Genomic DNA, 21,911 nt, shown 5'->3' with positions numbered 1-21,911 from the left:
CGTCGTGCAGTTGCACTACCTTCGGCAATGCGCCTTGCCCTGAACGGTTTCAGGCGCTAGCGATAATATGTGCCGGCAACGCCCCGCGCAACGCGTTGCACACGACAATCGCTTCGGCCCGTGCCAGCATGGCCCGCGTGATGATGGTTTCCTGCGCGTCCCAGGCAGGATCGGCCAGCATGGCGGCGCGTTGCACGCCGGGCAGCAGGCCGCAGGACAGGGGCGGCGTATGCCAGCGGCCATCGAGGCGGATGAAGACATTGCTGCGCCCGCCTTCTGTCAGTTCGCCCCGTTCGTTAAAGAACAGCATGTCGAAGCTGCCTCGCGCCTCGGCCGCGCGCCAGACCGCGTCGTAGCGTGCGCGCACGCTGCTCTTGTGACGCAGGAACAGGTCGCCGGCAGTCGTGGCGTCAGGCGCCAGCAGGATGGTTACCATGTCCGGCAGGGCGGTGAGCGCACCGCTTTGCGTCGTGAACTGGCCATCCTGGCGCAGCGCCAGACGCAGGCGGAAGGGCGCGTCGTCGGGGCGCGCCGCGCAGGCCGCCTGCAGCGCGGCCTGCGCGGCACTCTCACTCCAGGCAAAACCGAAATAGGCGCAGGAGGCGGCCAGACGTGCCAGGTGGCGCTCTTGCTGGCGACAGCCGCCGGTGCGGCTGGCGTGCAAGGTCTCGAACAGTTCGAAGTCGTTGGTCAGCCCCGTGAGGAAGCGGGCCTTGAGCTGGCACTCCGCAAATTCCTCCTGCGGGGCGCTGTCCAGGACGATACCGGCGCCCACGCCCATCTCGCCGCGCCGGATGCCGTCAGGGCCAGCCGGCTGCAAGGCCAGGGTGCGGATCGGCACGGACATGCAGAAGTCACCCACCGCGTGGGTAGCGCCGGCGGCGGGAGGGTCGAACCAGCCGATGGCGCCCGTATAGATGCCGCGCGGCGCCGGCTCCAGCTCGGCGATGATTTCCATGGTGCGGCGTTTCGGCGCGCCCGTGATCGAGCCGCACGGGTACAAGGCCAGGAAGACGTCGGCCAGGCTGGCGTCGTCACGCAGGCGCGCCTGCACGGTGGAGGTCATTTGCAGCACGCTGCTGTAGCGCGTCACCTCGAACAGGGCCGGCACCTTGACGGAGCCGGTGACGGCGATGCGGCCGATGTCGTTGCGCAGCAGGTCGACGATCATCAGGTTTTCCGCGCGGTTCTTCGGGTCATTGGCCAGGGCGCTGGCGCGGCGCGCGTTTTCTGCCGTTTGCTCAGGCGGGGCGGCAGGCGCCGTGCCTTTCATGGGGCGCGCCATCAGCTCGCCCTGTGCATGGCGCACGAACAGTTCCGGCGACAGCGATAGCAGGGCGCCGCCATCGGGCAGCATCACCAGCGCGCCGTAGGGCACGGGCTGGCGCGCGCGCAGCCGCGCATACAGGGCCAGGGGCGAGCCGAAGGCGTCGAAGCGCAAGCGATACGTGTAGTTGACCTGGTAGGTGTCGCCGGCCACGATGTAGTCGTGGATGCGGTGCAGCGCGCGCGTGAATTCGGCTTGATCCACATTCGCGCGGATATCGGCCACGCCGGCCGGCGCGGCGTCGGCGCGGGCGGGCGCGTCCAGCCACTGCGCCACCTCGTCCTGTGAAAGCTGCGTGCAATGGTCGAAGACAAGCACTTGCGCCAGCGGCGGCGCGTTGATGCCTGCCGCGCGCGGCGGCATGGCCAGCAAATGCGCCCCCAGCTCGTAGCTGCACACGCTGACGGCGTACTGGCCGCGATGTAAGGCGTCTTGCAGGCCTTCCAGCAGCTCGGGCCAGGCCTGCCCCTCGGTGCATTGCAAGACTGACGCCAGGCCCGTGTACAGGCGCGAACCGGCGCCCGGGGTGCTGGCGTCGTCGAGCAGGGCGAAACAGTCGGTATGCATGGGGACAGCCGCGGCGGTGACTTACCCCAGCAGCATGGCGATTTGCAGCGCCGCTTCCTGGGAGGGATTGATCTTGAAGCCGCTCTTGGCGTAGCGGTGCCAGCGTCCGATGACGAAGCCGACGATCAGGGTGGCGCGCGCCGCCACTTCGCTTTCCTTGCCATGGCCTTCGGCGGCGGCCACGCGCAAGGCCTGCTTGAGCGCCAGTTCCACGCGGTCGTAGAACTGGTTCATGCGCACTTGCAGGCGCTCGTCCTCATTGACCAGCGCATCGCCGATCAATACGCGCGTCATGCCCGGATTGCTGATGGCGAAATTGAGCAGCATGCCGACGATGTCGCGCGTTTGCGTCATGCCGTCGCTGTGCTTTTCCGCGATCTGGTTGATCAGGCCGAAGACGCTCGACTCGATGAATTCGATCAGCCCTTCGAACATTTGCGCCTTGCTGGCGAAATGGCGGTACAGGGCTGCTTCCGACACGGCCAGTCTGGCCGCCAGTGCGGCAGTGGTGATCTTTTCGCCTTTCGGCTGCTCCAGCATTGCGGCGAGGGCCTGAAGAATTTGTAGCCTGCGTTGGCCCGGCGGTGTGCTTGCCATATTTTCTCTTGTCGTTAAAAAAAATGCTGCCTTGATGGGGAGGTCCGTCACCGCCGCTAGCGGTGCGGCTTCCGGCGTCAACCGGAAGCCCAGGAGTCCCCTTCAACGCAGACGGTGAAGGCGGCGTGCCAAATGCCGGACAGATTTTACTTTGACATCGACGTAAGCGGGGCGATTTAACGCCTTGGGCAACTTCGCCACGCCGATCGGATCCGCCATTTTCAGGTATTGCGTGACCCATGCCGTGCGCAGGCCCAGTTTTTTCGCACCCTTCAGGTTGGCCAGGGTGTCTTCCACCAGGATGCAGCGGCCAGGGCGGATCTGGTGCTTGCGCATCAGTTTGCGCAGCATCAGGGTCGATGGCTTGGGCCGCAGCTGGCGGTGCACATGCATCGCCTCGATGGCGATATGCTGCGAAAAATGCTGGCGCAAGCCCAGGTGGCGCATCACGTCGCTCGAATAGCGCAGCGGCGCGTTGGTGAGTAAAATTTTACGGCCAGGCAGGCGTTTGAGTAAAGCCCCCAGCCCCCGCTCGGCGCGTATCATGGCGCGCAAATCGTCGAACGCGTGCGTCTCGTGCAGAAAATGCGCTGCCTGTACCTGATGGTGCTTGACCATGCCCAGCAAGGTGGCCCCATAGCGGCGCCAGTAGGCTGCGCGCGCCGCATTGACGATGGCGTCGTCGGCCGGCGTCACGCCGTCGCCCAGCACGCGGGCAATATACGTGTTCATATTGGCCGTGATGGTGGGGAAGATGGCGTGCGAGGCATTGTGCAGCGTGTTGTCGAGGTCAAACAGCCAGACCGGCGACGAGCGGTTAAGATGGGACACAGGCACAGGAGTCTTTAGGCAAGATGATAAGCAAGATGAAAAATTCAACAATCAGGAAAACCATGCGACGCCAGATTATAGTGATGTTTTGCGGATTATTCTTGCTGCCGTTGCCGGCGGCCTTTGCCGACGCGCCGCCCGTGACGCAAAACCGGGGCGCCCTGTTCAAGGTGCAGGACGCCAGCCATACCCTGTATCTGTTCGGTACCATCCACGTCGGCGCGCCCGATTTTTATCCGCTCGAGCCGACCGTGACGCAGGCGCTGCACCAGGCTGGCGCGCTGGCGCTGGAGATCGATCCCGGCGCCGACCCGCGCGCCGCCCTGGGCGCCGTGCTGAAATACGGCATGGAGGCGCCGGGCAACCAAGTGCCGCTTGATTGCCGCCAGACCCTGGCCCCGCGCCTGGCGCCGCTGTTGCAAAAATACGGCATTCCAGCCGAGTCGGTGGCGCCGATGAAGCCGTGGATGCTGGCCAGCATGCTGGCCATCGGCGAGTTTTCCACCCTGGGCTACCGCTCCGACCTGGCCGTCGACAATTATCTGTCGCAGCAGGCCAAGGCGCGCAAGATCCCCGTGGTGGAACTCGAGTCGATGGAAGGCCAGATGGCGCTGTTCGGCGCCATGTCGCCGGCCGACCAGTGCCGTTTCCTGGAAGACGGCGTGGCGTCGATCGAGGACCAGGAACAAAGCCAGGAAGCGCGCGAGATCGCCAACGCCTGGCGCACGGCCGATGCCGCCGCCTTCGACAGGTTGGCCGCCAAGGCAGCGACAGACCCGTCGTTCGCCGCCCAGTTCGTGCAAAAGGTGTTGCTGGATGGCCGCAACCCCGCCCTGGCTGACGGCATCGCCAGGTTGCTGGCGCGCGAAAAGTCCAGCCTGGCCGCCATCGGCGTGCTGCACCTGGTGGGCACGAAAAGCGTTCCGGATTTATTGCGTCAGAAGGGCTTGAAGGTCGAGCGGGTGTATTGAACTGGTGGCTTAGCCGCGCCACAAACGGCGGCAGAGCAGATGGAAAAGTGTTCAGGGCAAGGCGTACTGACGAAGACAGTACGCATGTACGGCGAGGAAGGACAACGCCGCCATGGACCTTTTTTCAGCTGCGGGGAGATATAGTTGGTGCCCTTGACGTGGATCGAACACGTGGCCTCTCCCTTACCAAGGGAGTGCTCTACCACTGAGCTACAAGGGCAAATTAAAAGCGGCGCCAGGTGATCTGCGCCGCCAAACTACTCGCTGTGATGCGTTGCGATTTTTTTAGTGCGAACGGATCATAGTACCAAAAGCTTGCTCGGTCAACACTTCCAGCAATAATGAGTGTTCGATGCGGCCGTCGATGATGTGCACCGTGTTCACGCCGGACTTGGCGGCGTCGAGCGCGGACGAGATCTTCGGCAGCATACCGCCCGAGATCGTGCCGTCGGCGAACATCTCGTCGATTTCACGCGCCGACAGGTCGGTCACCAGGTTGCCCTGCTTGTCCTGGACGCCGGCGATGTTGGTCATCATGATCAGCTTTTCCGCTTTCAGGATTTCCGCGATCTTGCCGGCTACCACGTCGGCGTTGATGTTGTAGGCCTGGCCATCCTGGCCGAAACCGATCGGCGAGATGATGGGAATGAAGGCGTCGTCCTGCAGCGCCTTGACGACGGCCGGGTTGATCGCGTCGATCTCGCCGACGAAGCCGATGTCGAGGAATTCGCCCGGATGTTCGCGGTCCGGCATCTGCATCTTGCGCGCGCGGATCAAGCCGCCATCCTTGCCCGTCAGGCCCACAGCCTGGCCGCCGTAATGGTTGATCAGCATGACGATATCCTGCTGCACTTCGCCGCCCAGCACCCACTCCACCACTTCCATGGTTTCTTCATCGGTGATGCGCATGCCTTGCACGAAGGTGCCTTGCTTGCCGATTTTTTTCAGCGCGTTGTCGATCTGCGGTCCGCCGCCGTGCACCACGACCGGGTTCATGCCGACCAGCTTGAGCAGGATGACGTCGCGCGCGAAGCCGTGCTTCAGGCGTTCGTCCGTCATGGCATTGCCACCGTACTTGATGACGATGGTCTTGCCATGGAAATTGCGGATGTAGGGCAGGGCCTCGGCCAGAATCTGCGCCTTGATTTGTGGCGACACCGCCGTCAAGTCGTCATTCATGTCCAGGTTCAAGTTAGCTAGTTGATTCATGGCGAGTCCGGAAAATAGATTTGTGGGATTTTACAGGGAAGAAGAAAATCTTGGAGGCATTATAGGGCGATCTTGTTGTATTTTCCCTGATGATCCTATAGTCTGGCCCGATATGCCCCCCAGCCAGCCCTTTTACTGCCCGTTACATCTGCGTCGTATCCTGGCGCGGCAGGACACACACTTGCCAATTCAAACACAGCCATGAGCGTATGCAGCCTGTGCGGCGCCACCTTCCAGTGCGGCCAGCTTGATCCGGACGCCAAGGAACCCTGCTGGTGCGTGGCCCTGCCGCCGGCCGTTCCCGTGCCCGGCAGCACCGCCGTGGGCTGCTGGTGCCCCGCCTGCCTGCAAGAGCGCATCGCCGCCTTGACCCCTCCGGCAGCAACGCCGGCCAGATAAGCGCATCGGCGCGCTTTTTCCTTTGCAAAAGACCTTGCATTTTGTAGGGGAATACGTTCAGACTTCGATTTTTAAGAATTTCTTACAGGAAAGTTATGCGCTTCAGGGATATCCGCATCGGCGTGCGCATCAATGCCGGTTATGCCATTTTGATCGTGCTGATGCTGGTCGTCATCGTCTTGGCGGGGAGCCGCATCTATGCTATCCGCGCCGAGACCGACGATATCCTGCAGCGCGACTGGGTCGCCGCCAAGGCCACCAGCAAGATCCACGGACTGGCGCGCGAGGCGGCCACGCGCATCGGCAACCTGCCGAGCCAGCACGAGCCGGCGCTGCGCCAGGCGAACCAGGCGCGCCTGGAGGCGATCAAGCAGGGCATCGATGAGCAGGTGCGCATCCTCGACGGTCTCGATGCGCGGCCCGAGGAGCGGCGCCTGCTGGAGCAGATGCACCTGGCGCGCGCCGACTACTATGTGTCGCTCAAGACGATGTTCGAACTGGTCGAACGCGGCGAGGATGCCCGCGCCGAGCAGGCCATGCAGACGCAGACCTTGCCGGTGCTGGAAAAAGTGCTGCTGTACGTGAGCCAGCTCGATGACTTGCAGCAGCAACTGATCCGCGACAGCGCGGCCCGGATACGCAACGACATCGATACCTCGCTGCTGCTGATGGGCGGCATCGGCCTGGCAGCCCTGCTGACCGGTCTCGCCTTTGCCTGGTCGGCGCGCTCGATTACGCGTCCGCTGGGCGAGGCGGTGGCGATCGCCACGCGCGTGGCCAATGGCGACCTCAGTTCCGTCATCGAAGTGACGTCGCGCGACGAGACGGGTGAGTTGCTGCAGGCGCTCAAGGACATGAGCACCAGCTTGGCCGTCGAGCAGGACCTGCGCCACGCCGTCGAAGTGGCCGAGGATGCGACCAAGATGAAGTCGGACTTCCTGGCCAATATGTCGCACGAGATCCGCACGCCGATGAACGGCATCATTGGCATGACCCACCTGGCGCTGCAGACGGACCTCACGTCGACCCAGCGCAATTACCTGGAGAAGGTGGAATCGGCTTCGAAGAACCTGTTGGCCATCATCGACGACATCCTCGATTTCTCGAAGATCGAGGCGGGCAAGATGGCCTTTGAAAAAGTCGATTTCTTCCTCGAGGACGTGCTGGCACAGATCGCCGACCTGTCCGTGATGCGCGCCCAGGACAAGGGGCTCGAACTGCTGTTCGACATCGCCCCCAATGTGCCGAACGCCTTGCAGGGCGACCCGCTGCGCCTGGGCCAGGTGCTGATCAACCTGACCAACAACGCGATCAAGTTTACGGATAAGGGCGAGATCGTCGTCAGCATCCGCCTGCAGCAGCTGGAAGAACATGCGGCTGTCTTGCGCGTCGATGTGCGCGACACGGGCATCGGCCTCACGCCGCCCCAGCGCAGCAAATTGTTCCAGGCCTTTACCCAGGCCGACACCTCGACCACGCGCCACCATGGCGGCACGGGCCTGGGACTGACCATCAGCAAGCGCCTGGTGGAAATGATGGAAGGCGAGATCGACCTGGTCAGCGAAGCGGGCGTGGGCAGCACCTTCTTCTTCACGGCCCGCTTCGGCCTGGCCGCCGTGCCGCGCGACAGCCTGTCGCAACTGCAGCATCAGCAGCAATTCCAGGGCCTGCGCGTGCTGGTGGTCGATGACAACCCCAGCGCGCGTGAAATCTTCGTCAGCATGCTGACGGCGCTGGGCTTCGAGGCGCGTGCCGTGTCTGGCGGCGTGCTGGCCATCGGCGCCGTGGCGCAGGCGCGCGCCGAGGGGCGAGGGTACGGACTGGTGCTGATGGACTGGAAAATGCCGGGCATGAATGGCCTCGATACCCTGGCCGGCATCCGCGCCGATGCCGCCGGCATCGACGCGACGCCGGCCTGCATCATGGTCACGGCCTTCCATCGCGAAGCGCTGCTGGAGGCGGCGCGCCAGCGGGACTTGCCGTTCGACGGCGTATTGAACAAGCCGGTCAGCGCCTCGACCCTGCTCGACCAGATATCGTTCGTGTTTGGCGGCGTGACGGGGCAGAGCCGCAAGACGCAGCGCCAGAGCAGCTACCGCGACGACGAACGCGCCTTGCGCGGCGCCTGGCTGCTGCTGGTGGAGGATAATGAAGTCAACCAGGAAGTGGCGCAGCATATTCTCAACGACGCCGGCATCCGCGTCGACATCGCGGGCAATGGCGCCATCGCGCTGGCGAAGATCGAGGAAAACGCCTATGACGGCGTGCTGATGGATTGCCAGATGCCGGTGATGGATGGCTACCAGGCGACGCGCAAGCTGCGCCAGGACCCCCGTTATTCGAATTTGCCCGTGATCGCCATGACGGCCAATGCCATGGTGGGCGACAAGGAAAAATGCCTGGATGCCGGCATGAACGATTTCATCGCCAAGCCGATCGACGTGGCGCAGTTGTTCGGCACCCTGGCACGCTGGATCGCGCCGGCCACGCCGCAGGCAATGACGGCGGTGGTGGCGCAGCCGGAAGCGGAGTTGCCCGTGATCGCCGGTCTGAAAATGGCGGAAGCCATGCGTCGCGTGGGCGGCAATGCCGTTTTGATGCGAAAATTGCTGGACCGTTTTGTGGAAACCCAGTTCGACGCCATGCAGCGCATCGTTGCCGCCATCGAGAACAACCAGCTCGAGACGGCGATCCGCGAAGCGCATACCCTGAAGGGCCTGGCCGGCAATATCGGCGCCGGCGGCCTGGCCGACAGCGCCGCGCGGGTCGAGCACTTGCTCAGCCTGGGTTCGCACGACGGCTTGCCGCAGGCGCTGGCCGCCTGCACCCTGGCGCTCGACGAGCTGGTGCCGAAGATCGTGCTGGCCATGCAGTCGCGCGGCCATGTGGCCGAGGCGGGCGGCGCGGCGGTGGCGCCAGTGGCGGCGGTGGACCGGGCGCACCTGGAAGCGGGCTTGCGCGAATTGTCGCAGCTGCTGCTGCAGGACGATGCGCAGGCCGTCAAGCACCTGGACGGCATCGGCCCCGTGCTGGTCGCGGCCGGGCAGGCGGAACACGCGCGCCAGTTGAAGCGCATGCTGGGACAATACGATTTCGAAGGTGCGCTGGCGCAGCTGGGCGAGGTGGCCGATGCGCTGGAGCTGACACTGTGACAAGGATAACTATGCAGAGCGAAGGACGGGCATGAGAGCGCCGGCAAGCAAGCCAACCATTCTGGTGGTCGACGACACACCAGACAATATCGACCTGCTGCGCGCGGTGCTGGAAGACGATTACCGCACCAAGATCGCCGTCAATGGCGAACGCGCCCTGAAGATCGCCGCCGGCAGCGACCAGCCCGACCTGATCCTGCTCGACATCATGATGCCGGGCATGAGCGGCTACGATGTGTGCCGCGCGCTGAAGGCCGATCCCGCCACGGCCGGCATCCCCGTGATTTTTGTCACCGCCATGAGCGAAGTGGCCGACGAGCAGCTGGGCCTGGCCCTGGGCGCCGTCGACTACATCACCAAGCCGATTTCGGCGCCCATCGTGCTGGCGCGCATCAGGACGCAGCTGGCGATGAAGCAGATGCAGGATTTCTTGCGCGACCAGAACCAGTACCTGGAAACGGAGGTGGAGCGCCGCGTGCAGGAGGTGGCGGCGCTGCAGGACGTCACCATCCACGCCATGGCCTCGCTGGCCGAAACGCGCGACAGCGAGACGGGCAACCATATCCGCCGCACCTCGCACTACCTGAAAGCGCTGGCCGAGAAAGTGCGCGGCCTGCCGCGTTTCCGCGATTTTTTGACGGACAAGAATATCGAACTGCTGTTCAAGACGGCGCCGCTGCACGATATCGGCAAGGTGGGCATTCCCGACCATATCCTGCTCAAGCCGGGACGTTTCGAGCCGCACGAAATGGCCATCATGAAGACGCATACCACGCTCGGGCGCGACGCCATCCTGGCGGCCGAGCACGAGCTGGGCATCGAAGTCGATTTCCTCAAGTACGCGAAGGAGATCGCCTACAGCCACCATGAAAAATGGGATGGCAGCGGCTACCCGCAAGGCCTGGCTGGCGAAGACATCCCGATTTCGGCGCGCCTGATGGCGCTGGCCGACGTGTATGACGCCCTGATCAGCCGGCGCATCTACAAGCAGGGCATGGACCATGCGCAGGCCGTGCAGATCATCGTCGAGGGGCGCGGTTCGCATTTCGACGCCGAGATCGTCGACGCCTTCCTGCAGATCCAGGACCAGTTCATCGCCATCTCCAACCGCTATGCCGATGGCGTGTGCGAGATCGCCGACAAGCAGCGGCAGATCGCGCCCTTCGCCGAGAACATCAACTGACGGTCTTGAAGAAGCGCAGCATCTCTCGGCTGGCGTCCGGCCCTTTGCCGTCCGTGTAACTGCCGTTATCGCTGCCGCCGGACCAGGCATGGCCGGCGCCGTGGATGACCCAGTGTTCGCCCAGTGGCGAGCCATCGGCTTGGCTGTGCGTGGTGCGCGTGTAGCGGTGGCCATTCGGTACGCTGCCATCGACGGAAGCGGCTTTGGCCGCCTTGCCGCCCGACTGGCTGCGCACGCCCTGGGCGATCAGTTCATCGCCATTGCGCGGGTTGACGGTGGTGTCGCGGTCGCCATGGAAGACGATGATGGGCACGCCGCCCGCCGGCGCCTTGCGCTGGGCATTGGGCATGGCGCCGCCCTTCATGGCGGCCAGCGCCGACGGCAAGTCCTGCGCCGAAGCGAAGGGCAGACCCGAATGCACGCCGACAGCGGCAAACAGGTCGGGGTACAGGGTGCCGACGATGACGGCCATGGCGCCGCCCGCCGACAGGCCGGCGACAAACACTTCGCGCTCGTTGACCGGGTAGTCGTCGATGACTTGCCGGGCGATGCCGGCGATCAGCGACGGTTCGCCCTGATCGCGCTGCTGGTCGATGGCGTTGAACCAGTTCCAGCAGCGCGAACTGTTGGCGCCCTGCGTCTGCGCCGGGTAGACGACAAAACACTCCTTTTCTTCTGCCAGCGCATTCATTTGCGTGCCGGCGGCAAAATCGTCGGGATTTTGCGTGCAGCCGTGCAGCATCACGATCAGCGGCATGGCCTGGCCATGATAGCTGCTGGGGATATACAGCTTGTACGAACGCGTGCCCGCATGGTTGCGGTACACGCCGTCGATGAATTGCGCGCCGGCGGGTATCTCCGCTGGCGTGGCGGCCGGCGCGTTGAAGCCGGGCGGATGGAAGTTTGGCAGCTCGAAGCTGGGCATGTCGAAGCTGTGCTGGCCCAGGCCTGCCGGCACGCCCAGGCGCGCCATGAAATCCTGCGCGAAGTCCTGCGCCGCCTGCGCGGGTGTGGGGGGCGCGGCGTCAGCTTGCGGTTGCGTTGCCGCAGATGGTTGCGCCGGTGGTGGCGCAGGTGGCTGATTGATATCGCGCATCGGCTGCTGCTGTGTGGACGCCGCCTGCGGCGCCAGGCCGGCGGCGGACAGCGCCTGCTGAATGGCTTCGGTGGCGGCGGCGGGACCGCTGCCCAACAGATTGCGGGTTGCGGCGCGCATCTGCGCCAACATGTTGAGAGGTAGTTTCATGACCATCCTTAACGGTGCCGCGCATCGGCCGGGTCATCGCCGCGAACCAATACGCTAGTGAATTCGCCCTGCGAGCGCCGTCTTGACGACGGTGCTGGCGTGCAGGGCACCTAATACGAAGATCGACTCGATGGTGGCAAGTGCCAGTTCCACGGAGACGTCGCTGGCGATGCTGGCCAGTCCCAGCACCTGTATCTGCAGGCGCTGGCCGGCTGCCTGGATCGCTTCCAGATCGGCGCGCGAATAATGCTGCATGCCCAATACCAGGCTTTTACGGGCGACGGTTTGTTTCACCACGTCGGCGTGCGTATTGAGTTGATTGCGTATGGCCGTACGGATCAGATCCGTGCGGTTGGAATAAAATCCCTCCTGGACCAGCAAATCGATCTGCCCCAGGTCGATCAAGCCGAGGTTGATCGTGATTTTCTCGGATTCCCCAATTTTGGGCTTGCTGTCTTGCTTGGCCATATCTCTCCAAAAACTCCACGTGGCATCCAATTGCCATCTGTATGGATGGTAGTATAGTTCTGAAATATCTCAAGTCAAGCAGGATCTGGCCTGATCACGCTGTAGGATGGGCTCCCGCAGAGTGAGATGGGCCGCAAAATAAATTTTCAAATAATATATTTTTGATTATTTTTTCGTCGGAAAATATGTTGACAGTGTCATTGCAGGGCGATGCCGCCGACTCGCCGGCGTGGTTTCGCGGCATAATGAAAGCCTTCACGTTTACCGATGCCGCTCCATGATGGTCGATACTCCGCCAGCCGTTCCGCTCCCCTTGCCGTCGCCGGTACCGTCGCCCTGCGTCAGCCTGTGCAAGATGAACCGCGGCAGCGGCTTGTGCGAAGGCTGCCTGCGCACGCTCGACGAGATCATCGCCTGGAGCAAGGCCGACGACGACTTCAAGCGCGCCGTGTGGGCCGAATTGCCGGGCCGCGAATCCCTGCTCGACTTCGAGCCCGATTACTGAGGAAGCCCATGCCGCGATCGCCAGCGCTGTTCCCCGATTCCATTCAGGTGTTCGAACGCGGCTGGCTGTCGTCGAATAACATCCTGTTCCAGGGCAGGGACGACACGGCCCTGATCGACAGCGGCTATGTCACGCATGCGCCGCAAACCCTGGCCCTGCTGCGCCACAGCCTGGCGGGCCGGCCGCTGGACCGCTTGTTCAATACGCATCTGCACTCCGACCATTGCGGCGGCAACGCGCTGCTGCAAGCCGAATACGGCTGCCATACGGCCATTCCCGTATCGGAAGCGGACAAGGTGCGCGCCTGGGATATCGATGCCCTCAGCTTCCAGGCCACGGGCCAGCAATGCCCGCGCTTCGGCTTTGACGCCACCGTCTCGCCCGGCGACACGTTGACGTTGGCCGACATGGCCTGGCAGGCGCTGGGCGCACCGGGCCACGACCCGCACTCGCTGATTTTTTACTGCGCCCAGGAGGGCATCCTGATTTCCGCCGACGCCCTGTGGGAAAACGGCTTCGGCGTGATCTTTCCGGAACTCGATGGCGGCTCCGGCTTTCTGGAAGCGCGCGCCACCCTGGACCTGATCGCCAGCCTGGACGTGCGCGTGGTGATCCCAGGCCACGGTCGGCCATTCACGGATGCCGCCGGCGCCCTGCAGCGCGCGTACTCGCGCCTCGATTACCTGGCGTCCGACCCCGTGCGCAATGCGCAGAACGCCGTGAAGGTGCTGCTGAAATTCCTGCTGCTGGAACGCCAGCGCATCGCCCTCGCCGACATACCGGCCCTGTTGCGTGGCATGCCCGTCTTCGAAGAAGCCAACCGGCGCTTCCTGCGCCAGGAGGCGGCCGTGCTGGCCGAGTGGGCCGTGTCCCAGCTGGTGAGGGCCGTAGCGGCGCGCGTCGAGGGTGAGTACTTGCTCAACGAGGGTTGAAGCGTCGGTGCGATAAATTCAGCACGATCGTACTTTTTCTGCACTATAATCAACGTTCAGTGTTTTTTACGTCCGATCAACTTTCCAGCGAGTCCGCCATGGCATTGCCTGTTGCGTTGCAAAACCTCTCCTTACCCGTTATCGCCTCGCCGATGTTCATCGCCAGCGGCCCGGCCCTCGTCGCGGCGCAGTGCAAGGCCGGCATCGTCGGTTCCTTCCCGGCCCTGAATGCGCGTCCCGCCGAATTGCTCGACACGTGGCTGACGGACTTGCAGGCCGAACTGGCCGCCTTCCAGGCCGCCAATCCGGACAAGAAAGTCGGGCCGATCGCCGTCAACCAGATCGTGCACCAGTCGAACGACCGCCTCGCGCATGACGTGGAAGTGTGCGTGAAACACCAGATCCCCATCATCATTTCCTCGCTGCGCGCGCCGCCCAAGGAAATGCTCGATGCCATTCACAGTTATGGTGGCATCGTGCTGCATGACGTGATTTCGATCCGTCACGCGAAAAAGGCGCTGGAGGCGGGCGTCGATGGCTTGATTCTGGTCGCCAGCGGCGCCGGCGGCCACGCGGGCACCCTGTCGCCGTTCGCGCTGGTGGGCGAAGTGCGCAAATTCTTCGACGGTCCGCTGGCGCTGTCCGGTTCCATCGCCACGGGTGACGCCGTGCTGGCCGCGCAAGCGATGGGCGCCGATTTCGCCTACATCGGCTCGCGCTGGCTGGCGACCAAGGAATCGAACGTCAGTGACGGCTACCGCGACGCCATCGTCGATTCCAGCGCGGCGGACATCGTCTACACGAACCTGTTTACTGGCGTGCACGGCAATTACCTGAAAAAATCGATCGAAGCGGCCGGACTCGATCCGGAAGCCTTGCCCGAAGCGGACAAGAGCGCGATGAATTTCGGCTCGGGCGGCGCCAAGGCCTGGCGCGACATCTGGGGCGCGGGTCAGGGCGTGGGCTTGATGGACGACGTGCCGAGCGTGGAAGAGATGGTGGCGCGCCTGAAAGCCGAATACGATGCGGCGCGCGCGCGGTTGAAGCTGTAACTCTGCTGCTGCCGGATGACGCGGCATGCCGCGTCATCCAAGCCATCCTTATTCCTGCTTCAAATCCTCAGGCTTGATGGCCCACAAGCCCGGCAGGTTGCGCCAGTAGCCATACGCATCCATGCCGAAGCCGACGACGAAGCGGTTCGGGATCACCAGGCCGACGATGTCGGCTTGAACCGGTTTTTTCTTGCCGATGGCCTTGTCGGCAAACACGGCCAGGATCACTTCCGAGGCGCCCATGTCCAGCAGGCGCTGCTTGACGTGTGCCAGGGTTTCGCCTTCGTCGAGAATATCGTCGAGCACGATGACGGTGCGGCCCGCTACATTCGAGCGGGGGATGACTTTCCACACCACTTCGCCGCCCTTGTCGTCGTCGCCGTAGCGGCTCACGTGGATGTAGTCGAATTCGAGCGGAAAGCTCAGTTGCGGCAGCAGGTTGCCCGTAAAGACGACGGCGCCGCCCATCACGCCCAGCACCAGAGGGAACTCTTTCGAATCCTCGGCGTTGAAGCGCGTGTTGAGCACATCGGCCATGCGCGTGATCGAAGCCTGCACGGCGTCTTGGTCGAACAGCAGTTCCGCGTTCTTGATCAGGTCACGGGCACGGTTGTGATGAAATTCTTGCATGGACTCTTGCATGGCGATGAATGGGGCTGATGGTCAATGCCGGTATTATCCCGCAAATCGGCCTTATTTGTAATCGCGCATGTCGTCGATGATTTTCCCATCTTGCGCCAGGCTGCCCACGGCCACGAGCACTACGTCGCCGCGCAGCTTGGTCAGTTCGCGGATCGAGCCGATGATGGCTTCGGTGCCGCTGGTGTCGAGCGGATCGTCGACTTCGCAATGCAAAGTCATCTCGTCGTTGGCCATGCGTCCCGATACCACCAGCCGCGCTTTTTTGATGTGCGGATGGCGGCGCGCGATCTCGTGCACCTGCGACGGATGCACGAACATGGCGCGCACCTTGGTGGTTTGATCCGCGCGCCCCATCCAGCCCTTGATGCGCGTATTCGTGCGGCCGCACGGCGACTCCGGCGCGTTCGTCAGCACGGCGGACAAGTCTCCCGTGGCGAAGCGGATCAGCGGGTAGTCGGCATTGAAGACGGTGACGACCACTTCGCCTACTTCGCCCGGCGCGACGGGAATGCCGCTGCCCGGATGGACGATTTCCAGCAGCACGTTTTCGTCAACGACCATGCCGGGATTGAGCTTGCCATTGCTGGCCGTTTCATAGGCGATGCTGCCGATGTCGGCCGAGGCATAGGTCTGGAACACGTGCGGCACGCCGTTCTCCGCAAACCAGCTGCGCAGGGACTCGGGCAAGGCTTCCGCACCCATCACGGCCTTGGTGACGCTGCTGATGTCGGCGCCCATTTCGCGGGCTTTCTCGATGATCAGTTTCAGGAATGACGGCGTGCCGATATAAGTGTCGGGCTTCAGGTCGACCATCGCCTGCACCTGCATTTCCGTCTGGCCGATGCCGGCCGGGATGACGGTGCAGCCGATGCGCGCGGCGCCGCCTTCGACCATGAAGGCGGCCGGCGTGAAGTGATACGAAAAGCAGTTCTGCAGCAGGCCGCCGGCGCGCACGCCGGCAGCGTACATGGGGCGCGCGAAGCGCCACCAGTCGGGGCCGCGGCCTTCGGGATCGAAGATGGGGCCGGGCGAGACGAACACGCGCGACAGGGCGTTTTTCGGCGTCGTGTTCAAGCCGCCGAACGGCAGTTGCGCGTGCTGCAATTGCTTGAGGTCGGACTTGCGCGTCACGGGCAGCTGCGCCAGCGCGGCGCGGCTGGTGATGTCGGCTGCATTGACGCCATCGAGGATGCGGGCCCAGCCCGGCGCCTGTTGTGCGCGCGCGATCAGCTGCGGCAGGCCGGCCATCAATTCGCGTTCGCGCGCCTCGGGGGCGCGTGCTTCCAGACTGTCGAGCGTATCGGTCATGTTGCGGATTCTCCAATGTCACGTTGCATTTTTTTCGTCAGCCCCGCAACAATCAGGCTGTATGAGCGCTGCAGCAGGGCGGCCATTTCGTCGTCGTCGAGGGCGTCGGGGCTGGCGACCAGCACCCACTTGGCCCGCGCCAGATAGGGCGCCGGGCGAAAGCCGGGACGGTCCGTCAATTCCAGGAAGCGCTCCGCATCGACCTTGAAGCTCATGCCGCGCGTGCTGTGCGCTTCCGCGCCGCACAGGGCGAACATCTTGCCGCCAACGCAAAACGCCAGTACGTTGCTCCACTTGATGTCTTGCGTCGCGCCGGGAAAGCCGCGGCACACTTGCTTCGCCCGTTCCAGGTCCATGACGGCGACTCCCGATGTCAGGCCAGCCAGCGCTTGCGGCGGCGGTAGAACTTCATGTCGCGGAAGCTCTTGCGCCCGGCGCTGGACACGCCCAGGTAAAACTCTTTGACGTCTTCGTTGCTGGCCAGTTCCTGCGCTTGCCCTTCCATCACGACGCGGCCGTTTTCCAGGATGTAGCCGAAGTCGGCGTAGCGCAGCGCCACGTTGGTGTTCTGCTCGGCCAGCAGGAAAGACACGTTTTCCTTGTGGTTCAGGTCCTTGACGATGCCGAAGATCTCTTCGACGATCTGCGGCGCGATGCCCATCGACGGCTCATCCAGTAAAATCATCGACGGCTTGGCCATCAGCGCACGGCCGATGGCGCACATCTGCTGTTCGCCGCCCGAGGTGTAACCGGCCTGGCTGCTGCGCCGGGTTTTCAGGCGCGGAAAGTAGTGATACACCTTGTCCAGCGCGTCTTTCAGCTCGCCGCGCGACAGGCTGCGCGTGTAGGCGCCCGTCAGCAGGTTTTCTTCGATGGTGAGGTGGCCGAAACAGTGGCGTCCCTCCATCACTTGCGACAGGCCCCGCTTCACCAGTTCATTCGGCGTCAACTGGTCCACGCGCTCGCCCTTGAACTGGACTTCGCCCTTGGTGACGTCGCCCCGTTCGCCGCGCAGCAGGGTCGAGATGGTTTTCAGGGTGGTCGACTTGCCGGCGCCGTTGGCGCCCAGGAGCGCCACGATCTTGCCTTGCGGCACTTGCAGCGACACGCCCTTCAGGACCAGGATCACGTGGTCGTAGATGACTTCGATATTGTTCACCGACAGGTAGGGCGGCGGCGTTTCCGCCTGGGGCGGGGCTTGCGTGGCAGTGTGGGTCATGGCTGCTTCTTTAAAAATGTTCAACACGGGACCGGCGCTGGCCGGTCCGGTTCCTCTCGCCTACGGCATTACTTCATGCACGCCGGCGTGATCTTTTTCTCTTCCGCGTACTTGTTCGAGGATTCCTCGACCAGCTTGCGCACCAGGGCCTTGTCGCCGACGATCCACTTCGGCGTGATGGCGGTCCACTTCTTGCCATCCCACTGCTGCACCTTCACGGCGCCCGAGCCTTCATGGTCGTCGCAGCTGGTCTTCACGGTGGGGAACATGCCCAGCGCGCCCACTGCTTTTTGGCGCGCATCGTCGACGTTCAGGTTTTCCAGGCCCCAGCGCATCTGTTCGCCCGTGATCGGTTTGCCCTTGCCGAATTTTTCCTGCGCCGTGCGGATCGCTTCCACCCACAGAATGCCGGCCGTCACGCCGCGCATGTGGTAGACGGAGCCGATGCGCGACTGGTCGGACAGGTTGCCCTTGCCGGACGCGTAGAGTTTCTTGCGGATGTCGTCGAGCACGGGGTAGTTACCTGGCGTATTGAAGGTCATCGCCGTGTAGCCCTTGGCTGCGTCGCCCGATGGAATCGTGTCTTCCTCGGAGCCGGCCCACCAGACGCCCAGCATTTTGTCGCGCGGGAAGCCGTTGCGCTGCGCCGTCTTGATGGCGACGGAATTCATGACGCCCCAGCCCCACAGGATCACGTGGTCCGGCTTGGCCTGGCGGATTTGCAGCCATTGCGATTGCTGTTCGCTGCCTGGCGGCGCGACGGGAATTTTCACCAGTTCGAAGCCGTATTGTTTCGACAGCGCTTCGAGCACGGGCAGCGGCTCCTTGCCGAAGGCCGAATCGTGGTACAGGTGGACGATTTTTTTACCCTTCAGCTTGTCCATGCCGCCATCCTTGTCGCCCAGGTACTTGATCATGGCGGCAGCCTGGCTCCAGTAGCTGGAGATTAGCGGATATACGTAGGGGAAGACCTTGCCGTTGGCGGCGTCCGAGCGGCCGTAGCCGATCATCGTCATGGGGATCTTGTCTTGCGCTACGCGGTCCAGGATGCCGTAGGCGACGCCGGTGGACAGGGTTTCGACCAGGGTGGCGCCGCCCTGCTTGGTTTTCAGGCGTTCATAGCATTCCACGCCGCGCGAGGGGTTGTATTCGGTTTCGCATTCTTCCCAGCTGATCTTGACGCCATTCACGCCGCCGGCCTGGTTGACCAGGTTGAAGTAGTCGATGATGCCGCCGTAGAAACCGGAGCCGCCGGCCGCGTAGGGACCCACGCGGTAGGATGGCAGAGCGATGTACTGCTCCTTGTCCTGCGCCTGCGCGCTGCCGGCCATGGTGAGTGCGGCACTGGCGATGGCGGCGGCCAGCATGAGCGATTTGATGTGTTTCATTGTGTGTCTCCTCTTGTTTTATTTGGTATTCAAGTGAACCGACATCGACTGCAAAAACTTAATGGGGGAAGGGCCAGAGTCTCAACTTTTCCTTCGCGATTTGCCACAGCCTGGCCAGGCCGTGCGGCTCGACGATCAGGAAGAAGATGATCAGCGCGCCGAACACCATCAGTTCCAGGTTCGAGGCCACGCTGGTCGGCAATGCCAGGCCATGCGCGATGGTGTTCAGGAAGACGGGCAACAGCACGATGAAGGCCGCGCCGAGGAAGGAACCGAGGATCGAACCGACGCCGCCGATGATGATCATGAACAGGATGCGGAAGGACAGGTCCAGGTTGTACGCTTCCGGCTCCACCGTGCCCAGGTAGGCGTATGCATACAGCGCGCCGGCCACGCCGCAGTAGAACGAGCTGACGGCAAACGCCAGCAGCTTGGTGCGCATCAATCTGAAACCGATCACCTCGGCCGCCATGTCCATGTCGCGCACGGCCATCCACGAGCGGCCCACGTTCGAGCGGATCATGTTCTTGGCCAGTAGCGCCATGCCGGCCACGATGGCCAGCACCAGCAGGTATTTGCTTTGCGGCGTATCGAACTGGTAGCCGAGGATGGTCATCTTCTGCACCGTGATGACGCCCGAGGAGCTGTAGTTGGTGAGATACGGGATCTTGGTCAGGCACCAGACGACAAAAAACTGCGTCGCCAGGGTGGAGGCGGCCAGGTAAAAGCCGCGGATGCGCAGTGACGGCAGACCGAAGGCGATGCCCACCATGGCCGCACACAGGCCGCCGAGGATGAACGACACCAGCAGCGGCAAGCCGGGCAGGCGGGCCATGAAGTTATACGAGGCGAACGCGCCCACGGCCATGAAGGCGGCCGTACCCAGCGACAGCTGGCCCGCGTAACCGGTCAGGATGTTCAGGCCCAGTGCCGCCAGGGCGAAGATCAGGAAGGGGATCAGGATCGCCGACAGCATGTAGGGCGAGGCGAAATACGGCAAGAGGAAGACGGCGACGAGGAGCGTGGCCGTCAGTGCCAGGCGGTCTTGTCTGATCGGGAAAATCTGGTTGTCAGCCTGGTAGCTGGTCTTGAACTGTCCTGCTTCACGGTAAATCATGGCGTGTCCTTTGTGATGGGTGCGTCGTGTGCATCATGCGGCGGCGGTGCGGCGTCAGATACGCCGGATGATCTTCTCGCCGAACAGGCCTTCCGGACGCACCAGCAGGAACAGCAGAGCCAGCACATACGGGAACCAGCCTTCGATGCCGCCGCCCACCATGGGGCCCAGATAGACTTCGGCCAGCTTTTCCGACGCGCCGATGATCAGGCCACCGACGATGGCGCCCGGCACCGAGGTAAAGCCGCCGAGGATCAGCACGGGCAGCGCTTTCAAGGCGATGAAGGTGAGGGCGAATTGCACGCCGTTGCGCGCACCCCACAGCAAGCCGGCCACCATGGCCACCAGGCCCGCCACGCCCCACACCACAGCCCAGATGCGCTGCAGCGGGATGCCGACCGCCAGTGCCGCCTGGTGGTCGTCGGCGACGGCGCGCAGGGCGCGGCCCACCTTGGTTTTCGAGAACAGCAAGGCCAGGCAGATCACCAGCAGCGCGCAGATGCCGGCCGCCATCAGGTCGAACTGCGAGATGTTGATGTCGAAGCGGTCCATCAGGAATTGCATCGGCACGTCTTCGATGGGCAGGTCCAGCTTGTGCACTTGCGAGCCCCACATCAGCTGCGCCAGGCCTTCGATGAAAAAGGTCAGGCCGATGGTGGCCATGAACAGCGTGATTTCGGGCTGGTTGACGAGGGGCCGCAAGACCACCCGTTCGATCGCCATGCCCAGCACGATCATGGTGAGCATCGTCAGCGGGATGGCCAGCCACAGTGACAGGCCGAACTTGTCCATGATGCCCACGCAGGTGAGGGCGGCGAAAAACACCATTGCGCCCTGCGCAAAATTGAACACGCCCGATGCCTTGTAGATCAATACAAAACCGATCGCCACCAGCGCATACATGACGCCCGACAGCAGGCCGCCGATCAGCACTTCAAAGAAAAAATTGATATTCATTGTTATTCCTTGTCCGGCGCTAGTGCGCGACACCCAAATACGCGTTGATGACATCCTGGTTGCTGCGCACCTCGTCGGGCGTGCCGTCGCCGATTTTCTTGCCGTAGTCGAGCACCACCACTCGGTCGGAGATATCCATCACCACGCCCATGTCGTGCTCGATCAGCACGATGGTCGTGCCCAGCTGGTCGTTGACGTCGAGGATGAAGCGGCACATGTCCTGTTTTTCTTCCACGTTCATGCCGGCCATCGGTTCGTCCAGCAGCAGAATTTCCGGTTCCGCCACGAGGGCGCGGCCCAGCTCCACCCGTTTTTGCAGGCCGTAGGGCAGGCGCCCCACGGGCGTCTTGCGGATGGCCTGGATTTCCAGGAAGTCGATGATTTCCTCGGCCTTTTTGCGGTGCTCGATTTCCTCGCGCCGCGCCGGGCCCCAGTACAGGGCTTGCAAGAGAAAATTCGACTTCATCTTCAGGTTGCGCCCCGTCATGATGTTGTCCAGCACCGTCATGCCCTTGAACAGGGCGATGTTCTGGAAGGTGCGCGCGATACCGGACTTGGCAGCCTGGTAGCAGTCCATGCCGCGCCGGTGTTCGCCCCGGTAGATGATTTCTCCCTGCTGCGGACGGTACACGCCATTGATCACGTTGAGCATCGAGCTTTTGCCCGCGCCGTTCGGGCCGATGATGGCGCGGATTTCATGCTGTTTGACGTCAAACGAGATGTCGGTCAGGGCTTTCACGCCGCCGAACGACAGCGAGATGTTCTTCAGGTCGAGGATCACGGGACCCGTCTTGCGGGCCGTGCCGAAATGGGCGTCGGGTTCGTTCATTTGCATCGTGCT

Annotated in this window: 21 protein-coding genes and 1 tRNA gene; 7 read left to right on the top strand and 15 right to left on the bottom strand. The window is 63.2% G+C overall.

Annotated features, from left to right (window positions below):
* Positions 1-49: 49 nt before the first annotated feature.
* From pabB to OX460_RS19800, 3 genes are all read right to left on the bottom strand, one after another.
* Positions 50-1,894, bottom strand: a complete 1,845-nt coding sequence (pabB, locus tag OX460_RS19810) for an aminodeoxychorismate synthase component I (RefSeq protein ID WP_289899656.1) — start codon at positions 1,892-1,894, stop codon at positions 50-52.
* A 21-nt stretch (positions 1,895-1,915) separates the two neighbouring features.
* A complete protein-coding gene (gene slmA, locus OX460_RS19805) occupies positions 1,916-2,491 on the bottom strand; it encodes a nucleoid occlusion factor SlmA (protein WP_099665918.1) in 576 nt (191 codons plus the stop codon).
* A 102-nt stretch (positions 2,492-2,593) separates the two neighbouring features.
* Positions 2,594-3,328 (bottom strand): pyrimidine 5'-nucleotidase, encoded by a 735-nt coding sequence (locus tag OX460_RS19800; protein WP_077398423.1) that lies wholly within the window; start codon positions 3,326-3,328, stop codon positions 2,594-2,596.
* Positions 3,329-3,423: 95 nt separating this feature from the next.
* On the opposite strand from OX460_RS19800, the gene OX460_RS19795 reads away from it, so the two are divergent.
* Positions 3,424-4,293, top strand: coding sequence for a TraB/GumN family protein (locus tag OX460_RS19795; RefSeq protein WP_289899655.1), 870 nt, complete (start codon positions 3,424-3,426; stop codon positions 4,291-4,293).
* 145 nt (positions 4,294-4,438) lie between these two features.
* On the opposite strand, the gene OX460_RS19790 is transcribed toward OX460_RS19795, so the two are convergent.
* Both OX460_RS19790 and argB read right to left on the bottom strand, forming a co-directional pair.
* Positions 4,439-4,513, bottom strand: a tRNA-Thr gene (locus OX460_RS19790).
* A 65-nt stretch (positions 4,514-4,578) separates the two neighbouring features.
* Positions 4,579-5,472: an acetylglutamate kinase gene (gene argB / locus OX460_RS19785; protein WP_010393729.1), complete on the bottom strand. Its 894-nt coding sequence runs from the start codon at positions 5,470-5,472 to the stop codon at positions 4,579-4,581.
* 231 nt (positions 5,473-5,703) lie between these two features.
* On the opposite strand from argB, the gene OX460_RS19780 reads away from it, so the two are divergent.
* The 3 genes from OX460_RS19780 (at position 5,704) to OX460_RS19770 (ending at position 10,236) form a co-directional block, all read left to right on the top strand.
* Positions 5,704-5,901, top strand: a complete 198-nt coding sequence (locus tag OX460_RS19780; RefSeq protein WP_099665916.1) for a cysteine-rich CWC family protein — start codon at positions 5,704-5,706, stop codon at positions 5,899-5,901.
* Positions 5,902-5,996: 95 nt separating this feature from the next.
* A complete protein-coding gene (locus tag OX460_RS19775; protein WP_289899654.1) occupies positions 5,997-9,053 on the top strand; it encodes a response regulator in 3,057 nt (1,018 codons plus the stop codon).
* 31 nt (positions 9,054-9,084) lie between these two features.
* Positions 9,085-10,236, top strand: a complete 1,152-nt coding sequence (locus OX460_RS19770; RefSeq protein WP_289899653.1) for a two-component system response regulator — start codon at positions 9,085-9,087, stop codon at positions 10,234-10,236.
* On the opposite strand, the gene OX460_RS19765 is transcribed toward OX460_RS19770, so the two are convergent.
* Both OX460_RS19765 and OX460_RS19760 read right to left on the bottom strand, forming a co-directional pair.
* Positions 10,229-11,482, bottom strand: coding sequence for a PHB depolymerase family esterase (locus OX460_RS19765; RefSeq protein ID WP_289899652.1), 1,254 nt, complete (start codon positions 11,480-11,482; stop codon positions 10,229-10,231). The two genes, OX460_RS19770 and OX460_RS19765, sit on opposite strands and share 8 nt — an antisense overlap.
* A 54-nt stretch (positions 11,483-11,536) precedes the next feature.
* Entirely contained in the window at positions 11,537-11,950 is a 414-nt protein-coding gene (locus OX460_RS19760; protein ID WP_289899651.1) for a CopG family transcriptional regulator, read from the bottom strand.
* A gap of 277 nt (positions 11,951-12,227) precedes the next feature.
* Between OX460_RS19760 and OX460_RS19755 the strand changes: the two genes are divergently transcribed.
* The 3 genes from OX460_RS19755 (at position 12,228) to OX460_RS19745 (ending at position 14,439) form a co-directional block, all read left to right on the top strand.
* Positions 12,228-12,455 carry a DUF1289 domain-containing protein gene (locus OX460_RS19755; protein ID WP_319633285.1) on the top strand — a complete coding sequence of 76 codons (228 nt, stop codon included), beginning with the start codon at positions 12,228-12,230 and terminating at the stop codon, positions 12,453-12,455.
* Between the two features lie 8 nt (positions 12,456-12,463).
* Positions 12,464-13,387 (top strand): MBL fold metallo-hydrolase, encoded by a 924-nt coding sequence (locus tag OX460_RS19750; RefSeq protein WP_289899650.1) that lies wholly within the window; start codon positions 12,464-12,466, stop codon positions 13,385-13,387.
* Positions 13,388-13,485: 98 nt separating this feature from the next.
* The gene (locus OX460_RS19745) at positions 13,486-14,439 is read left to right on the top strand and encodes a nitronate monooxygenase family protein (protein WP_289899649.1); all 954 of its coding nucleotides are present in this window, start codon (positions 13,486-13,488) and stop codon (positions 14,437-14,439) included.
* A gap of 48 nt (positions 14,440-14,487) precedes the next feature.
* Here OX460_RS19745 and OX460_RS19740 read toward each other — a convergent pair whose 3' ends face one another.
* The 8 genes from OX460_RS19740 to OX460_RS19705 form a co-directional block, all read right to left on the bottom strand.
* Positions 14,488-15,069, bottom strand: coding sequence for a hypoxanthine-guanine phosphoribosyltransferase (locus tag OX460_RS19740; protein WP_099377742.1), 582 nt, complete (start codon positions 15,067-15,069; stop codon positions 14,488-14,490).
* 63 nt (positions 15,070-15,132) lie between these two features.
* On the bottom strand, positions 15,133-16,389 hold the full coding sequence (locus OX460_RS19735) for an AMP-binding protein (protein ID WP_099665908.1): 1,257 nt from the start codon (positions 16,387-16,389) through the stop codon (positions 15,133-15,135).
* Complete coding sequence (locus OX460_RS19730; RefSeq protein ID WP_099665907.1) at positions 16,386-16,745, bottom strand: MmcQ/YjbR family DNA-binding protein; 360 nt, start codon at positions 16,743-16,745, stop codon at positions 16,386-16,388. The genes OX460_RS19735 and OX460_RS19730 overlap by 4 nt, the downstream gene beginning before the upstream one ends.
* 17 nt (positions 16,746-16,762) lie before the next feature.
* Complete coding sequence (locus OX460_RS19725) at positions 16,763-17,608, bottom strand: ABC transporter ATP-binding protein (protein ID WP_289899648.1); 846 nt, start codon at positions 17,606-17,608, stop codon at positions 16,763-16,765.
* 68 nt (positions 17,609-17,676) lie between these two features.
* Entirely contained in the window at positions 17,677-18,996 is a 1,320-nt protein-coding gene (locus OX460_RS19720) for an ABC transporter substrate-binding protein (RefSeq protein WP_099665905.1), read from the bottom strand.
* A gap of 58 nt (positions 18,997-19,054) precedes the next feature.
* Positions 19,055-20,113, bottom strand: coding sequence for a branched-chain amino acid ABC transporter permease (locus OX460_RS19715; protein WP_034752817.1), 1,059 nt, complete (start codon positions 20,111-20,113; stop codon positions 19,055-19,057).
* 54 nt (positions 20,114-20,167) lie between these two features.
* Complete coding sequence (locus OX460_RS19710; protein ID WP_198521486.1) at positions 20,168-21,064, bottom strand: branched-chain amino acid ABC transporter permease; 897 nt, start codon at positions 21,062-21,064, stop codon at positions 20,168-20,170.
* A 25-nt stretch (positions 21,065-21,089) separates the two neighbouring features.
* Complete coding sequence (locus OX460_RS19705) at positions 21,090-21,905, bottom strand: ABC transporter ATP-binding protein (protein ID WP_251349535.1); 816 nt, start codon at positions 21,903-21,905, stop codon at positions 21,090-21,092.
* Positions 21,906-21,911 lie beyond the last annotated feature (6 nt).

This window comes from Janthinobacterium sp. SUN033 (genome assembly GCF_030397595.1).
Lineage (GTDB): Bacteria > Pseudomonadota > Gammaproteobacteria > Burkholderiales > Burkholderiaceae_D > Janthinobacterium > Janthinobacterium kumbetense.
The sequence above is the reverse complement of the archived record's forward strand: the minus strand, read 5'-3'. Positions and strand labels throughout refer to the sequence as shown.

What these genes read in the sequence shown, in the direction of transcription:
- pabB (WP_289899656.1), bottom strand. Translation starts at nt 1,894, where the DNA reads ATGCATACCGACTGTTTCGCCCTGCTCGACGACGCCAGCACCCCGGGC.
- slmA (WP_099665918.1), bottom strand. Translation starts at nt 2,491, where the DNA reads ATGGCAAGCACACCGCCGGGCCAACGCAGGCTACAAATTCTTCAGGCC.
- argB (WP_010393729.1), bottom strand. Translation starts at nt 5,472, where the DNA reads ATGAATGACGACTTGACGGCGGTGTCGCCACAAATCAAGGCGCAGATT.
- OX460_RS19780 (WP_099665916.1), top strand. Translation starts at nt 5,704, where the DNA reads ATGAGCGTATGCAGCCTGTGCGGCGCCACCTTCCAGTGCGGCCAGCTT.
- OX460_RS19775 (WP_289899654.1), top strand. Translation starts at nt 5,997, where the DNA reads ATGCGCTTCAGGGATATCCGCATCGGCGTGCGCATCAATGCCGGTTAT.
- OX460_RS19770 (WP_289899653.1), top strand. Translation starts at nt 9,085, where the DNA reads ATGAGAGCGCCGGCAAGCAAGCCAACCATTCTGGTGGTCGACGACACA.
- OX460_RS19765 (WP_289899652.1), bottom strand. Translation starts at nt 11,482, where the DNA reads ATGAAACTACCTCTCAACATGTTGGCGCAGATGCGCGCCGCAACCCGC.
- OX460_RS19760 (WP_289899651.1), bottom strand. Translation starts at nt 11,950, where the DNA reads ATGGCCAAGCAAGACAGCAAGCCCAAAATTGGGGAATCCGAGAAAATC.
- OX460_RS19755 (WP_319633285.1), top strand. Translation starts at nt 12,228, where the DNA reads ATGATGGTCGATACTCCGCCAGCCGTTCCGCTCCCCTTGCCGTCGCCG.
- OX460_RS19750 (WP_289899650.1), top strand. Translation starts at nt 12,464, where the DNA reads ATGCCGCGATCGCCAGCGCTGTTCCCCGATTCCATTCAGGTGTTCGAA.
- OX460_RS19745 (WP_289899649.1), top strand. Translation starts at nt 13,486, where the DNA reads ATGGCATTGCCTGTTGCGTTGCAAAACCTCTCCTTACCCGTTATCGCC.
- OX460_RS19740 (WP_099377742.1), bottom strand. Translation starts at nt 15,069, where the DNA reads ATGCAAGAATTTCATCACAACCGTGCCCGTGACCTGATCAAGAACGCG.
- OX460_RS19735 (WP_099665908.1), bottom strand. Translation starts at nt 16,389, where the DNA reads ATGACCGATACGCTCGACAGTCTGGAAGCACGCGCCCCCGAGGCGCGC.
- OX460_RS19730 (WP_099665907.1), bottom strand. Translation starts at nt 16,745, where the DNA reads ATGGACCTGGAACGGGCGAAGCAAGTGTGCCGCGGCTTTCCCGGCGCG.
- OX460_RS19725 (WP_289899648.1), bottom strand. Translation starts at nt 17,608, where the DNA reads ATGACCCACACTGCCACGCAAGCCCCGCCCCAGGCGGAAACGCCGCCG.
- OX460_RS19720 (WP_099665905.1), bottom strand. Translation starts at nt 18,996, where the DNA reads ATGAAACACATCAAATCGCTCATGCTGGCCGCCGCCATCGCCAGTGCC.
- OX460_RS19715 (WP_034752817.1), bottom strand. Translation starts at nt 20,113, where the DNA reads ATGATTTACCGTGAAGCAGGACAGTTCAAGACCAGCTACCAGGCTGAC.
- OX460_RS19705 (WP_251349535.1), bottom strand. Translation starts at nt 21,905, where the DNA reads ATGCAAATGAACGAACCCGACGCCCATTTCGGCACGGCCCGCAAGACG.